The sequence below is a fragment of the Streptomyces sp. NEAU-174 genome (assembly GCF_052665095.1).
Genome location: NZ_JBQTCE010000014.1, coordinates 209,266 through 222,785, shown reverse-complemented (window position 1 = coordinate 222,785; position 13,520 = coordinate 209,266). Strand labels below are relative to the sequence as shown.

General features: G+C 68.9%; 13 protein-coding genes and 4 pseudogenes. 10 read left to right on the top strand and 7 right to left on the bottom strand.

What is annotated here, in order from left to right; all coding sequences use genetic code 11:
• Positions 1–19: 19 nt before the first annotated feature.
• From ACT2CW_RS35175 to ACT2CW_RS35160, 4 genes and pseudogenes are all read left to right on the top strand, one after another.
• Positions 20–925, top strand: a complete 906-nt coding sequence (locus tag ACT2CW_RS35175; protein WP_445519557.1) for an oxidoreductase — start codon at positions 20–22, stop codon at positions 923–925.
• 124 nt (positions 926–1,049) lie between these two features.
• Positions 1,050–2,110 (top strand): annotated as a pseudogene (locus tag ACT2CW_RS35170) (IS701 family transposase); the annotation flags it as partial.
• Positions 2,111–2,122: 12 nt separating this feature from the next.
• Positions 2,123–2,437: an AMP-binding enzyme gene (locus ACT2CW_RS35165; protein ID WP_445519556.1), complete on the top strand. Its 315-nt coding sequence runs from the start codon at positions 2,123–2,125 to the stop codon at positions 2,435–2,437.
• Positions 2,430–2,597: a hypothetical protein gene (locus ACT2CW_RS35160; protein WP_445519461.1), complete on the top strand. Its 168-nt coding sequence runs from the start codon at positions 2,430–2,432 to the stop codon at positions 2,595–2,597. Before ACT2CW_RS35165 ends, ACT2CW_RS35160 begins: the two co-directional genes overlap by 8 nt.
• 186 nt (positions 2,598–2,783) lie before the next feature.
• Here ACT2CW_RS35160 and ACT2CW_RS35155 read toward each other — a convergent pair whose 3' ends face one another.
• On the bottom strand, positions 2,784–4,022 hold the full coding sequence (locus ACT2CW_RS35155) for an NADH:flavin oxidoreductase/NADH oxidase family protein (RefSeq protein ID WP_445519460.1): 1,239 nt from the start codon (positions 4,020–4,022) through the stop codon (positions 2,784–2,786).
• 146 nt (positions 4,023–4,168) lie between these two features.
• On the opposite strand from ACT2CW_RS35155, the gene ACT2CW_RS35150 reads away from it, so the two are divergent.
• On the top strand, positions 4,169–4,600 hold the full coding sequence (locus tag ACT2CW_RS35150; RefSeq protein ID WP_445519459.1) for a MarR family winged helix-turn-helix transcriptional regulator: 432 nt from the start codon (positions 4,169–4,171) through the stop codon (positions 4,598–4,600).
• Between the two features lie 577 nt (positions 4,601–5,177).
• On the opposite strand, the gene ACT2CW_RS35145 is transcribed toward ACT2CW_RS35150, so the two are convergent.
• Positions 5,178–5,591 (bottom strand): DUF5980 family protein, encoded by a 414-nt coding sequence (locus ACT2CW_RS35145; RefSeq protein WP_445519458.1) that lies wholly within the window; start codon positions 5,589–5,591, stop codon positions 5,178–5,180.
• A gap of 147 nt (positions 5,592–5,738) precedes the next feature.
• Positions 5,739–6,035 (bottom strand): hypothetical protein, encoded by a 297-nt coding sequence (locus ACT2CW_RS35140; protein WP_445519457.1) that lies wholly within the window; start codon positions 6,033–6,035, stop codon positions 5,739–5,741.
• A gap of 65 nt (positions 6,036–6,100) precedes the next feature.
• On the opposite strand from ACT2CW_RS35140, the pseudogene ACT2CW_RS35135 reads away from it, so the two are divergent.
• A pseudogene (locus ACT2CW_RS35135) lies at positions 6,101–6,649 on the top strand (TetR/AcrR family transcriptional regulator); the annotation flags it as partial.
• 276 nt (positions 6,650–6,925) lie between these two features.
• On the opposite strand, the gene ACT2CW_RS35130 reads toward ACT2CW_RS35135, so the two are convergent.
• Positions 6,926–7,651 (bottom strand): DJ-1/PfpI family protein, encoded by a 726-nt coding sequence (locus tag ACT2CW_RS35130; RefSeq protein ID WP_445519456.1) that lies wholly within the window; start codon positions 7,649–7,651, stop codon positions 6,926–6,928.
• A gap of 79 nt (positions 7,652–7,730) precedes the next feature.
• A pseudogene (locus tag ACT2CW_RS35125) lies at positions 7,731–7,847 on the bottom strand (IS630 family transposase); the annotation flags it as partial.
• Between the two features lie 193 nt (positions 7,848–8,040).
• Between ACT2CW_RS35125 and ACT2CW_RS35120 the strand changes: the two are divergent.
• Positions 8,041–8,280 (top strand): alpha/beta hydrolase, encoded by a 240-nt coding sequence (locus ACT2CW_RS35120; protein ID WP_445519455.1) that lies wholly within the window; start codon positions 8,041–8,043, stop codon positions 8,278–8,280.
• 139 nt (positions 8,281–8,419) lie between these two features.
• Here ACT2CW_RS35120 and ACT2CW_RS35115 read toward each other — a convergent pair.
• Positions 8,420–8,536 (bottom strand): annotated as a pseudogene (locus tag ACT2CW_RS35115) (group II intron reverse transcriptase/maturase); the annotation flags it as partial.
• 357 nt (positions 8,537–8,893) lie between these two features.
• Between ACT2CW_RS35115 and ACT2CW_RS35110 the strand changes: the two are divergent.
• Positions 8,894–10,372, top strand: coding sequence for an AAA family ATPase (locus tag ACT2CW_RS35110; RefSeq protein ID WP_445519454.1), 1,479 nt, complete (start codon positions 8,894–8,896; stop codon positions 10,370–10,372).
• Positions 10,373–11,053: 681 nt separating this feature from the next.
• On the opposite strand, the gene ACT2CW_RS35105 is transcribed toward ACT2CW_RS35110, so the two are convergent.
• The gene (locus tag ACT2CW_RS35105) at positions 11,054–11,296 is read right to left on the bottom strand and encodes a hypothetical protein (RefSeq protein WP_445519453.1); all 243 of its coding nucleotides are present in this window, start codon (positions 11,294–11,296) and stop codon (positions 11,054–11,056) included.
• A gap of 830 nt (positions 11,297–12,126) precedes the next feature.
• On the opposite strand from ACT2CW_RS35105, the gene ACT2CW_RS35100 reads away from it, so the two are divergent.
• Both ACT2CW_RS35100 and ACT2CW_RS35095 read left to right on the top strand, forming a co-directional pair.
• Positions 12,127–12,687, top strand: coding sequence for an RNA polymerase sigma factor (locus tag ACT2CW_RS35100; RefSeq protein ID WP_445519452.1), 561 nt, complete (start codon positions 12,127–12,129; stop codon positions 12,685–12,687).
• A complete protein-coding gene (locus tag ACT2CW_RS35095) occupies positions 12,684–13,502 on the top strand; it encodes a zf-HC2 domain-containing protein (RefSeq protein WP_445519451.1) in 819 nt (272 codons plus the stop codon). The genes ACT2CW_RS35100 and ACT2CW_RS35095 overlap by 4 nt, the downstream gene beginning before the upstream one ends.
• The last annotated feature ends 18 nt before the right edge of the window (positions 13,503–13,520 follow it).

The following is a 13,520-nucleotide window of genomic DNA, read 5'->3' as shown; positions in this document are numbered from 1 at the left end:
CCCTCAGGAGCAGCGGATGATGACCGGATGGACCGCCGACCGCATTCCCGACCAGCACGGCCGGATCGCCGTCGTAACCGGCGCGAACTCGGGCCTCGGCCTGGTCACCGCCACCGAACTGGCCCGCCACGGCGCCCACGTCGTGCTCGCCGTCCGCAACACCGACGCCGGTGAGGAGGCCGCCCGCCGGATCGGCGGCGACGTCGAGGTACGGGAGCTGGACCTGGCCTCCCTCGGTTCGGTACGGGCATTCGCCGCGGGGCTGGCCGCCGACCACCCGGCGATCGACCTGCTGGTCAACAATGCCGGTGTGGTGTTGCTCGGCCCGCGCCGCACCTCCGTCGACGGCTTCGAGTTGCAGCTCGGCACCAACATGCTGGGCCACTTCGCGCTGACCGGCCTGCTGCTCGACAAGCTGGCCGCGGCTCGGGAACCCCGGGTGGTCAGCCTCAGCTCGATCACCCACAAGAACGCGCACCTCGACTTCGACGACCTGATGTTCGAGCGTGACTACCGGGCCGCTGCCGCCTACGGCCGGTCCAAGCTCGCCACGACGATCTTCGGCGTTGAACTGGACCGCCGCCTGCGCGCCGCCGGATCGCCGATCGTCAGCACGCTGGCCCACCCCGGCCTCACCCACACCAACCTGACCCCACGCGCCTGGGAGCACCGTGGCCGGTTCGGGCAGCTGATCGCGCGGGTCAGCCTCCTGGCCACCCAGTCCGTGGAGCAGGGCGCGCTGCCGCAGTTGCGCGCCGCGACCGAACCCGGCCTGCGGGGCGGCCAGTTCTTCGGACCGTCCGTGCTTTGGGAGACGAGGGGCCCGGTCACCGACGCCCGGCTCAGTCGGGAGGCGGCCGACCCCGCTGTTGGCAAACAGCTCTGGGCAGCGGCCGAAGAACTGACCGGCATCAGTTATCTCTGAACCGACGGCATCTGCCTTCGACGTTACCGGTAGTTCGTTAAATCCGGCGGTGGTGTGGGTTGACGGCCGGTCGGGTTGGTCGTAGGCCGGTGGCAGGAGTCAACTGCCTTGCTGAGGGCTGAAGATGACCGCTCGCCGTCCGTGTCCGCCTGCGCCGGGGCCGTTGGAGGACTACGCGGCCCGGTTCGACGACCTCTTCTTCAGTCTCGCCCAGCGGCGGGGCTTTCGCGAGTACCTGACCGGACTGCTGGCGCCACGGGAACGGAACAAGACGATCACCTGCCTGGCAGGGGCGGAACCGGTGGCCGGTGCGGGGATGCCGGAGGTGCAGCGGCTGTAGCTCTTCCTGTCCGAATCGCCCTGGGAGGCCGAGCAGATCAACGACCGGCGGCTTGAACTGCTGCGCGAGCAGCCGGCGACAGCTCCGCACAACGGCGGGGGGCATCGTGATCGACGAGTCCGAGGACCGCAAGGACGGCACCGCCACCGCACACGTGGGCAGGCAGTGGCTGGGCCGGCTGGGCAAGACGGACAACGGTGTCGTCACGGTGACCACTGTGTGGACCGACGGCCGCGTGTACTACCCGCTGCACACCACTCCCTACACCCCCGCCCACCACTTCGCCCGCTGCCGCTCCGCCCCGGCTTTCCGCACCAAACCGCAGCTGGCCGCCGCCCTCGCGGCCCGCGGGAAGGAGGCGGGCTTCGGCTGCCGGGCGGTGGTCGCCGACTGCGCCTACTTAAGTCAGCGACACCTGGTACCTCGCACTGCGCGAAGCCGGCCTGGCCTACGTGGTCGCGCTCAAGCCGCACCGCGGCACCTGGGCTCCGGCCGACCAGCCGCACACTCCCATCCAAGCAGCCCACGCCCTGACCTGGCGCGATGCCAGGCGTCCAGGCGACTGGACGCCCGTGGAGCGTCACTTCCTTGACGGGCACACCGAGACCTGGTGGGCCGCCGATGCCCGCCTGGGCGGCTACGGACCCGACTCACCCTGCCGACTGGTCGTGGCCACCACCGACCCGGCCGGCCTGCCGGAGAAGGCCACCTGGTACCTGGCCACCAACCTGCCTCACCCCGACGCACCCCACGCCGCCACCGGCCCGCACCCGCCGACCGGCCTCGCCGAGATCGTCCGTGACCTGGGCTGGAAGGACGAGGAAGGCTACCTCTACATCAGCGACCGCCGCGTCGACATGATCGTCAGCGGCGGTGCCAACATCTACCCCGCCGAGGTCGAGAACGCGATCGACCAGCACCCCAAGGTGCTCTCCTCCGTCGTGGTCGGCCTGCCCGACGACGACCTGGGGCAGCGGGCCCATGCCATCGTGCAGGCCGAGCCCGGCACCACCGCGCGGGAACTCCTCGACTTCCTCGTCGACCGACTGGTCCGCTACAAGATCCCCCGGTCGGTCGAGTTCACCGACCAGCCACTGCGCGACGACTCCGGCAAGGTGCGCCGCAGCCGACTGCGCGGCGCCGCGATCGAAAGGGTGAAAACCCGTGCCTGAGACCACCTTCGAGCACACTCGCTATGACGTCCACGTCGATCGGGTCACCCGCATCACGCTCACGCGTCCGGAGAAGCGCAACGCGCAGGACTGCCGGATGCTCCACGAGATCGACCACGCCTTCCAGCAGGCGACGCCGGACGAGACGACATCCGCCTGACCGTCCTGGTGGCCGACGGCCCGCACGTCTCCTCCGGGCACGACCTGACGAGCTCCGCGAGCGGAGCCGACTTCAAACCCCAGGGGCAAGACCGGTCTACCGCCGGCCTGGCCTCCGGCGACATCACGATGCACGCCACTCGTACGACGGCATGTGTCGGACGGGCCGGTACGAACCGGTCCGGCTTCAGGCGGCCGTAAGCCATTTCCGATAGCCGCGTCGGCGCCGGGCGCGGAGGAGTCTTTCAAGGAGTAGGGCGACGGCTGGAGAGTAGGGTGTCTTCGATGACTTGCCCGCGGCGAGGCGGGCAAGTCGCCGCGTCGTGACGGCTTGGACGGCTGCGGCTGCCAGCATCTTGTTGCGCAGACGGCTGCGGGCCGGGTGGCCCTGTGCATCATCACTCCCGGCGAGCCACTGCTCGGGCAGTGTGGGATCGACGGCCAGCGCGCTGGCTACACCGGCCACGGCGAATCCGGAGTCGATCACCTCTTGGGCGACGGCGCGTCGGCGGATTCCTCCGGTCAGCAGCAGTGGCAGCGGTGAGGTGACGACAAGCTCCTTGGCGAGTTCGAGGAAGTACGCCTCGCGGGCAAGGGTGCGACCGTCCGCCGTGAATCCTGGGCCCGAGGTGGCCAGGCTTTCGATACTGCCGCCGGACAGCTCTACCAGGTCAGCTCCCTCGTCGGCGAGCATCTTGATCACATCTCGCGCGTCACCGGTGTCGAATCCACCGCGCTGAAAGTCCGCCGAGTTCAGTTTCACTCCCACGGCGAAGTCCGTGCCGACCCGTTCCCGTACTGCGCTCACGACGTCGAGTAGCAGGCGGGCACGGTTGCGCAGGCTGCCGCCCCAGTGGTCATCGCGCTGGTTCACGAGGGGGGAGAGGAACTGGGAGAGAAGGTAGCCGTGAGCGGCGTGGATCTCGACTCCGTCGAAGCCGGCCTGCTGGGCTCGCCGCGCGGTCACGGCGAAGCGTTCCACCGTCTCGGCGATCTCCTGGTCGCTCATCGGCTGGGGCGTCGGGTACATGTTGGAGAAGCGACCGGCGCCGATGGACACCGCGGACGGGGCCCAGGTGGTGTCGGCCAAGTCTCTGGGGACGACGCGCCCGGGGTGGTTGATCTGCATCCAGATTCGTCCACCCGCCGACTTGCCGGCCGCCGCCCAGCGCTGGAACGTCTCCAGCGGAGTGTCCTGTTCCAGGACTACATCACCGGGTTGGGCGACCGCTCTGCCGTCAATCATCACATGCCCGGTGATCAGGAGTCCCGCTCCTCCGGCGGCCCAACGCCGATAGAGCGTGAAGAGTTCATCACCGGGCAGCTGCCCCGGCGCGGCGAGCAACTCTTCCATTGCCGCCTTCGCAATCCTGTTGAGCAGTGGAGCGCCATGGCTCAGGTGCAGCGGCTCATCGAGCGCGGTCATTTCTTCTCCCTTGTCATCGGCCCGGGCAGGCGCAGGCCGCCTCGACCTCGCCGCGCTTTTGGGTGCCGAGCGCATCGAGCCGATAGTTCGAGCCTCGAATAAAACTAACACCTTCGAGTCTCGAAGTAAAAGAGTAGGATGACGTCATGACACGGAGCATCCTCGAGGCGGCAGTGGCGGCGAACCACGAGATCTTCCTGCGGACGAACGACCGGATCACAGCCATCCTGGCCGAACAGGGTCTGACGCACGCCACCGCTCAGGCGCTCTGGGTGATCGATCCGGCCGAGCCGCCGCCCTCTATGAAGGAACTCGCCGACCGACTGCACTGCAACGCGCCCAACCTCAGTTTCGTCATGAACCAGCTCACCAGTCGCGGTCTCGTCGAACGCTCCGCCGACCCCGCCGACCGCCGTTCCCGCCTCGTGGCGCTTACGGACGACGGCCGACGAGTGCGGTCTGTGGTGCTTGAGGCGACCCTGGCCCTGAGCCCCTTCGCCCGACTGGACACGGACGACCTGCTTCACCTGGTGAGCCTTTTGAGGAAGGCCCTTGAACCGGCGGCTGACCCAGCGTGAGTCAGATGACTCAAAGAACACTGCGGCCATCGTCGGCGACCTCGGCACCGGCCCCCGCGAGCCCGTATGAGTGGCGTGCATCGTGACGTCGCTGGTCACGGGTCTGGTGCCGCCATCTCGGCGCCCGCAAGGCGTCGTTCGCCCCGATGAACACGCCGACGGGCGAGAGCGGTCTCGAGCACGGAGCAACGGCCGGCCCGCGGCGATCGCGATGTCGGTCGCGGGCAGCCTCGCATCCAGGAGTCCAGTCCTCTTCCACTACTCGACGGTCATGGTCTCGCCGGGGTGGCTGAAAGGACGCGACTCCCTGATCCTGCTCCGTGTTCCACGAGATGGACGCTTGCCGGGGGCACCTCCCGTCAGGCGAACGAATCGATGACCGCGGCCATGGTCGGCCGGCGGAAGGCCGTGCTGGTGTGCGCAGGCGTCCTGGTCGGCTCCTACGCTCGGCGCGCCTCTGCCCGCTTCCGACTCAACGCGGGAGACTCCGCGAAGGAATCGGGCCAGGACGACGCGATCGACCAGCAGGCCCCCACACGGCTGTACGCCGAGCCGGGCCGTGTTGCCCCCGACGGGCTCAGCACCCGTCTTGGAAGCCAATCCGCACCGGCATGGCCTGGGTCTCCTCGCCGTCGGTCGCCCAGAGTTCCGAGACGTACTCACCCTTCGGGGCAGGTCCGATCCGCACACCTGAGAAGACATTGATGACCTTGCTGCCCGGAGGGTTCTCGTGGGAGCCCGGAGGAAGGGTGGTTGATCCCAGGGCGACCGAGCCTGGGGGCAGGCTCCGCAAACCAGTCGTGATCGTCCTGGACCAATGGCCGGACACCGACCCGACGAAGTATGCACCTGGATTGCCGTGGTCGGGATCCACACAGATCCGCTGCTCGATCGGCTCCAGTTTCCACGTGGCGGCGCTCGCCGGAGGAGCACCCGCCACGGCCAATGCCAGACCAACTGCGGCTGTCGCTAAGCACCTGAACGCTCGCATGGGATTCCTTTCCCTACACGATTGAGTGCTGACCTCGCTTACGGAAAGTACTTCAGTGCCCGACTTGTCATCGGAATGGGCTATCCGGCCGATTCAGCGGACCGGACAGGGCACGGATTCAGGTGTCACCTGATCTCCTGAACCACCTCAGTTTGAGGCCCGCTTCGGGTCGTCTTCGGTCGCACCGTATGCGGCCATTCCGGGAATGCCGATCGCCGGGGCCCCATCGAGTTCCTGGTCGGCGGTCGCGCCCATCGCGACGCCCGCCGCGTTGTTCACCAAGCTGTCGACGGTCCCGACTTCCTCGGCGAGCCGCTCCATGTTCCGCTGGTCGGCGAGGTCGACCTGCGGGAAGCGGACCGTGCCGCCGATGTCGGCGACGACCTCGGCACCGCGGTCCCGATCGCGACCGGTGATCAGCGCTGCCTTGCCGGTGAAGCCCATCCGTTCCTCCCTTGGAACTGCGATGAGACCGCCCGAACGCCCGTGAGCGGCTACGTGACGCCGCCCTCGACCTGTTCGGCGAACGTGGGTACGACAACACAACCGCGGAAGAGATCGCCCAGCAGGCCGGGATGGCGAAGAGCACCTTCTTCCGGCACTTCAGCGACAAGCGCGAAGTCCTCTTCGAGAAGCAGGAAACGTTCGACGACCGGGTCGCAGACGCGATCGCCGGCGCTCCCGCCGAATCCACCACGCTCGACCTGCTCGATGCCGCGCTACAGGCGATCGCGCCGCTATTCCCACTGGAGCGGCGCGAATGGATCAGTCGGAGACATGCCGTCATCAGGGAAAACCGGGAACTTCGTGAACGTGACCTGCTGAAAAGCGAAGCGCTGGTCGGCGCCATGACTGCCGCGCTGCGGCGGCGAGAGGTGCCGGAGCCGGCTGCCGGCCTCGCCGCCGAAATCTGCCATTTCGCCTTGAGGGTGGCGTACACTCACTGGATCGACGCCACTCCCGAACGCAGGTTCGACGAACTTGCGCGCGAGGCACTCAACACCATCCGGACGACACTGAGCAGCTTCGACTATTGCCTGCACGACAAGCCGTCCTGACCGTACACCGGGTGCGTGACAGCGAACGCCCTCGCCATGTGCGTCAATGACATCCCCATCTCCTCGGCCACCGATGAGCACCTCATTGCCTGCCTGGACCAGACCGCTCAGCGCCGACAGGGTCTCCTCGATGTCGGTCAGCGGGTCAGGGCGGTGGACTTGGGCCGATGGAGTCGGTCTACAGGCGGCGCAGCAAGTGCTCCAACGCCGCGAGCTACCGGAACGGTTGCGGCGTCGACAAAGCGATGCCGCTCGTACAGAAGTGTGGAGCCAGGATCAGGCCGCCTGCCAGACGATTCCGCGCGCTTCGTATTCCAGCATGCTTTCCACGCTTGTCGCGACTTCCGCACCGAGCTCGCGCTTGACCAGCCACAGGCTCAACTCGAGCCCCGATGTGACGCCCCCGGCGGTGACCAGGTCCCCGTCGTCAACCACGCGGGCGTTCTTGACGACACCGCCCTGCTCTTCGAGGTCCGCCTTCGCGACATGGTGGGTGGTACAAGGCCGTCCCTTGGTCAGGCCGGCGGCGGACAGCAGCATGGTCCCGGTGCAGAGTGAGCTGATCGTCAGCCCGTTACGTGGGGCAGCGGCGAGCGCTCGTGGGAGGACGCCACTGTGGATTTCGTCCCAGATACCAGGGCCCTCACCGAGGGTGTACGCGCCGCCGCCGGGCACCACGATCAGATCCGCTTCCGCCGGAGCCCAGCGGTGTTTCACCTCGATCCGGGTGCCGAAAGAGGCGCGTACAGACCTGGGCCGCCCTGTAGTCACATACCGGACCTTGACCCCGCCCTGGCTGTGCGCGGCAGCAATGGAGAAGACCTCGTAAGGAGCGATGCAGTCCAGCTCCTCGACTCCGTCGAACATCACGATGTCAACGCGCAGCGGTCCTGTCGCAGCAGCCGTTGCCCCGGTGCCCGAAGCCGTTGCCGTGAGTGTCTCTGCCCCGATAGCCGTCGCACCCACCACTGCCGCCCGGCCAAGAAACCCTCTACGATCCATCGGTGTGCCTCCTACGTCGGTAACTGCCTACGAAATAGGAGTCGTTCCGGACGATGATTGAGTTCCCGCGCTGATGGGTCCGGATGTCCTTCTCCAGGGAATGGACGTTCCTGTGGACGCCTCGCCGTATCTGTTTGTCCGTCAGCAGTGCGAACCAGCGCTCGACCTGGTTGAGCCAGGAGGAGCTGGCAGACGTGACCTGGGGAGTTCGACACCCGCGAAACCGTGTTTCAGGACGGCGTCCTCCAGCGCCCACACCGCGAGGTCAGGGTGCTGGAGTGGGAGCACACCGAGCCCGGTGAACCGCTCCGGGCACTGGGCGCGGTGCTCCGCGACCCCCTCATGGGGGCCTCGACCACCTCGCGGGCCAGGGCCGGGGGCACCCAGGAGTGGTACTGCATCGGGTTCACCGAGATCAACTGGACGTCCACTCCCGAGGGCCCGAAGCCCGTACTCCACAACGGCCGGGCGCCGTGCGAACGCAGGTGCCCACTCTGCTCATCAACAGCAGGCACGACCCCGCGACCTCGCATGAGAGCGCGAGCGCCGTGCAGCGCCAGCAGGGCCGAGCGGCCGTGCTCGTGACCTACGAGGGGCTCACCGCGGCGATTCAGCCAGTGAGCCGATGACCTCCGCGAGGTGACCGCATAGAGGTAGGCGGCCTGACTCTCGACGTCCGGGCCGCCCTCGGCAACCAGCGGTGCCGGGATTGCTCCCAGTCCGTTTCCCCGGACCTCACGCCGAACCCGCCGTGCGGTTGGGTAGCCCGTATCTACGGGCCATCTTCATGACGGTCGACTTGTGCTTGCCGGCCAGGGTCTTGAGCATCGAGGTCTCCATGACCCAGCGCAACGGGCCCAGGCGTGAAACGTCCTGGGCGAGAATACGCGCCGCTGAACTCGCCCCGCTGATGCGCCACACGTTCCAGGCATCACGACCGGTCTCGGCTGAGACCGGAGGTGGGCCGCGAGTCGACCTTCCCGGATACGGGCTGTCCTGCGCGTGGGTCCGACACGAGAGGCCGATGGTGCCGGCCATGACGGCCACCAGGTTGTCCGGGCCGTCGCCCCAGGCCGGTGAGGCCGAGGTCGCCGCTCGCGCCCCACGGCGCGCGGGCGCTCGACGAGGTGGTTGTATCGGGCGGTGGTGATCTCCGAGGTGCTCCGGGCGACCACGGAAGCCGACCATGCGAATGATGAGCGCGTATATAATAAACTGGCACATCATTGACGGAGGTGCGTGATGGACAAGCCAGCAGGGATGTTCGACCGCGACTTCGAGTGGGAGGAACTGGTCCGGTTCGCCTCCTACCCGGGGGCGGAGGCGACGCTCGGAGTGGTCTCGGGGCGGCGGCGTCAGGGCAAGACGTTCTTGCTGGATGGACTCTGCCGGGCGGGAGGAGGCTTCTTCTTCGCGGCGAGCGAGGCGACCGAGGCGGAGTCGCTTCGCCAGTTCGGGGCGGCGCTGGCACGGTTCGAGGGACGCCGGGCACCTCACCGGTTCGCGCACTGGGAGGAGGCGGTCTCCGAGCTGATGGGCCTGACGGGGCCCGGTGGCGCGCCCTTGGTGGTGGTGCTGGATGAGTTTCCGTTCTTGGCGAAGGCTTCACCGGAGCTGCCCTCGCTGTTGCAGCGCGCCTTGGGGCCGCAGGCCCGGCACGAGAGCGGGCCGGTGCGCCTGCTGCTGTGTGGCTCCGCGCTGTCGTTCATGGGGAGCCTGCTCGCCGGTACGGCCCCCTTGCGCGGCCGGGCCAGCCTGGAACTGGTCGTGCCGACGCTGGATTTCCGCCTGGCCGCCCGCTTCTGGGAGCTGACCGACGATCCTCAGCTGGCGCTGCTGGTGAACTCGGTGGTCGGCGGAACTCCGGCCTACCGCCGCGAGTTCGTCCTCGGTGACACTCCCGCCGGCCTGGACGACTTCGGCCCGTGGGTGATGCGCAACGTACTCAACCCGGGACGCCCGCTGTTCCGTGAAGCCCGCTTTCTGCTGGCTGAGGAACTCGACCTGCGAGACACCGCCCTCTACCACGGGGTGCTCGCGGCCATCGCTCAGGGCAACCACACCCGCGGCGGCATCGCCGGTTTCCTGGAACGCAAGTCCACCGACCTCGGCCATGCGCTGACGGTGCTGGAGGACACCGGCATGATCGTCCGCGAGCCGGACGCCTTCCACGGCAAACGCTCCGCCTACCGCATCGCCGAACCGATCCTGACCTTCTATCACGCGCTGATGCGTCCCGAGTGGAGCGACCTGGAGCGGCCCGGACAGGCACCCTCGGTGTGGGAGCGCTCACAGCCCACGTTCCGCAGCAAGGTCATCGGCCCCCATTTCGAACAGCTCTGCCGCACATGGACGCGCTGGTATGCCAGTGCGGACACGCTTGGTGGGCAGCGCACTCGTGTGGAATCCGGCACCGTCCCGGACCCGAGTGCCAAGACCAGCCACGAGGTCGACCTCGCCGCTTTCGGCCGTAACGAGGACGGCCGCGATGTTCTGCTCGCCATCGGCGAAGCCAAGTGGAACGAGACAATGGGCCTGGGCCACCTGCGACGCCTCGACCGCATCCGTACTCTGCTGCGTGCCCGGGAAGGTGTGCACGCCGAGCGGACCCGGCTGCTGTGCTTCAGCGGTGCCGGCTTCACCGGCGACCTGCGCGACCTCGCACAAAGCGATCCCACTGTCCAGCTTATCGACCTGGAGCGGCTCTACAGCGGAGACTGACGTCCGGCGACGGGCCGTGGTGCCAGTGGTGCCAGTGGTGCCGCGGAAGGCAACGAGGAACGCTCAAGACCTGCACGCCCGGCGGGTGCGGCCGGGACGCGTTGGGGTACCGGATGAGCGGCCCCAACTCCCCCAGAAGATTCTGCGGGCTTCATGCCCGGCGGTTCGCGCACCCCGACGAGCTATCCACCTGGATCGTGGCGCTCGCCGGCCCTGGGTCGGCCAGCTGGCTTGGTGGACGGCCAGCGCCTGCTGGTAGCCCGGCGACGCGGTCTCCCGCGTACGGACCGGCGCCTCCAGCACTGGTCGAAGGCGACCGCCTGGACGTACTCGGCCAGGCGCCCCGCACCGGTGGCCGCGATCTCGGGCCACCGGTCCAGCAGCGAACCGCTGGCGGCCAGGACCTCCCATGCCTGGTCGGCCATCAACTGCTATAGCACGGCCGCGAAACCCCGCGGATCCCGCCGCACCCGGGCACGGCGCTGCGACGTACATGCCTCGGAGGCGACGCCCCGTTTGCGGGCCGCGTCCCGGGCGGCCTACACGGCTCGCACTGCACCTCGCGTGCCGTGTGCTGTCGGATTCCGAGCAGATGTGAGAAAACCGCAGCGCGAGCGCCGACCGTCCACTGGGCCCAAGGGGGATCCGGCGGGCGGATCGGGAGACCCCGCGTCACCGGGTTTAGCGCGCGTCCGTGGCGGGGGTCCGGCCATAGGACGTCGCGCCCCGGTCGGTGATCAGGCCCTGCGCCAGGTTCCGGGCAATGGCGTCGGGAGTCCACTCGACGGCGGGACCGAACCCACCACCACCGCCGGTCTCACAGCGCAGGACGTCGCCTGCCCGCACCGGCGGCGCGTTCGCCTTCAGCAGGCTGCGCTCGTCGGTACCGCCGGGATCGAGCACCACTTCTCGGTGGGACGCCATCCCCGCCGCCGAACAGGCCCAGGCGGGCGTGACCGAGCGTTCCCAGAAAGGGCGGGGCCGACCGGGACACCGGCTTCTACCGCGCCATGCTGGAGGAGAGCGAGGCGGACCCCGGCTTCTGGGCGACCAGACTGTACGACCCCGGCAAGGGCCCGCGAACTGCACCACGCCCTGTACAGCAAGGGGCCCATGATGCTGCACGCCCTGCGTCGCACGGTCGGCGACCAGGCGTTCTTCGACACCCTCAAGGCGCTGGCAGCGCGACCACCGCCCCCTCGGTGTGGGCGCGGCGCCACCACGCGTCGTCGTACGCCGCGCCCACGGTGTCGTTCAACTCCCGCCAGCGGACGCGGACCCCTCCGTACGCCGCCGGGCGCCCCGGCAGACGTGGACCGCCGCGAGATACGCCTTGTCCGGCTCCGCAAGCCGGGCTCGCCCCATGAACGGCTCGCTCTTCCAGCCGCCGTTCGCGATCTACCGCGACATCCCTTTCCCGCTCGGAGCGACCGCGACCAAGCTCACCCGTTCCTTCGCCGAGACCGGGCGCGAGGTACGCAGGCGCGTTCCATGCGGATGGGCCGCGTCGGGGACGCGTACGAGCGTGGTGTGCGGCATCTCTGCGGCTTCTCCGTCTCCTGCGGGTGAGCCCATGACCGACGCGTATGAGCGGATGATGCGGGCCGACCACGGGCGCACCGCGGTGGCCCCCGGCGTGCGGTGCGCGGTGAGGGCCCGGCCTCTGCCGTCAGGGCGGGCTTCCGGAGACCCCATATGTGACGGGGATCACGCCCGGGGGAAAACCTGGCGTTCGTGGCTCACGTCTTGCGGGTGTGAGATCAGTCAGGAAGACATCGGGCGAACTGGACGAGGAGCATCTCGTCCGGCTGGTGGCCAGAGGCGACCGTGCCGCGTTCGAGGAGCTGTACCGGCGTACGTCGCCGTGGATGGCGGTGCGGCTGCGCCGCCGCTGCGCGGACGAGCAGATCGTCGCCGAGGTCATGCAGGAGACGTATCTGGCGGTGTGGCGCGCGGCGGGCGCGTTCAGCGGGGCCGCGGCTGGGGGAACCGCCGTCGGCTGGCTGTGGACGATCGCGGCGCGCCGACTCGTCGACGCGTTCCGGCGCCGGGCCCACCACGCGGAGCCGCCGCCCACGGCCGCCCCGCAGTCCATGGCGCCCGCCGCCGAGGAGGAGGCGCTCGCGGCGACCATCGGTGGTGAGGTCGGGGACGCGCTGCGGCGCCTCGCGCCGGAGCTCAGACAGGTACTCCAGGCCATGGTGCTTGACGGGCTGTCCGTCCGGGAGACCTCTGTCTTGCTGGGATTGCCCGAGGGCACGGTCAAGACCCGTGCCCGCCGGGCCCGGATCGAGCTGCGGAAGGCACTGGCATGAGTGTGGAACACGCGTCGATTCGGATCATCGACGGTTACGCGCGCGGCGACACGGACCTCGCCGCCGACGAGGTGTGGGCCCTGGAGACCCATCTGGAGACGTGCCGGGTGTGCCGTGACCGGCTGTCGGCCTCCGTCACGGCACAGGCGCCCGCCGTCGCTGCGCTGGTCGGCACGGTGTGGTCCAACCTCGAACCCGAGCTCGCCGGCACCGCCCCGGTACCGCGTCGACGGCGCTGGTCGGCGCGGCTGTCGAAGTGGATGACGCCCGTGATGGTGCCCTGGCTGGCCATGGTCGTGGGTGTGACGCTGCTCGCGTTGCTGCTCGACCTGGCCGACAGCGGTTCCGGCGAGGTGTCGCTGGTGCTGCTGCTCTCCCCGGTCCTGCCCGTGCTCGGCGTCGCGGCGTCGTGGTCGCGCGGTCTGGACCCGGCGTACGAGCTGACGGCCTCCGCGCCGAGGGCGGGGCTGTACCTGGTGCTGCGGCGTACCGCGTCCGTGCTCGCCGTGGTCGTCCCCGCGTTGCTGCTGGGCGGATGGGTGACGGGGGTGACGGCCGGGCAATGGCTGCTGCCCTGCCTGGCCTTCACCTCGACGACCCTGGCGCTCGGCGGTGTCGTCGGTGTGACCCGCGCCGCCGCCTGGCTGGTGGCCGGATGGGGCGCTGTGATCGTGGCACCGACCCTGGCCGCCGGCCGTACGACCTTCGCCCTGGCGACGGACGGTCTGCCTGTGTGGGGGCTGATCCTCGCGCTCGGCATCGGTGTCGTGGTCGCCCGCAGGGGCGCGTACTCGGTGCTGGGAGCCCATCGTTGACCATGAGAAAGGAACACC

Coding starts and splice junctions, on each gene's coding strand:
- ACT2CW_RS35145 (WP_445519458.1), bottom strand. CDS start 5,591: ATGCGAGCGTTCAGGTGCTTAGCGACAGCCGCAGTTGGTCTGGCATTG.
- ACT2CW_RS35150 (WP_445519459.1), top strand. CDS start 4,169: ATGACACGGAGCATCCTCGAGGCGGCAGTGGCGGCGAACCACGAGATC.
- ACT2CW_RS35175 (WP_445519557.1), top strand. CDS start 20: ATGACCGGATGGACCGCCGACCGCATTCCCGACCAGCACGGCCGGATC.
- ACT2CW_RS35110 (WP_445519454.1), top strand. CDS start 8,894: ATGGACAAGCCAGCAGGGATGTTCGACCGCGACTTCGAGTGGGAGGAA.
- ACT2CW_RS35095 (WP_445519451.1), top strand. CDS start 12,684: ATGAGTGTGGAACACGCGTCGATTCGGATCATCGACGGTTACGCGCGC.
- ACT2CW_RS35105 (WP_445519453.1), bottom strand. CDS start 11,296: ATGGCGTCCCACCGAGAAGTGGTGCTCGATCCCGGCGGTACCGACGAG.
- ACT2CW_RS35130 (WP_445519456.1), bottom strand. CDS start 7,651: ATGGATCGTAGAGGGTTTCTTGGCCGGGCGGCAGTGGTGGGTGCGACG.
- ACT2CW_RS35155 (WP_445519460.1), bottom strand. CDS start 4,022: ATGACCGCGCTCGATGAGCCGCTGCACCTGAGCCATGGCGCTCCACTG.
- ACT2CW_RS35165 (WP_445519556.1), top strand. CDS start 2,123: ATGATCGTCAGCGGCGGTGCCAACATCTACCCCGCCGAGGTCGAGAAC.
- ACT2CW_RS35140 (WP_445519457.1), bottom strand. CDS start 6,035: ATGGGCTTCACCGGCAAGGCAGCGCTGATCACCGGTCGCGATCGGGAC.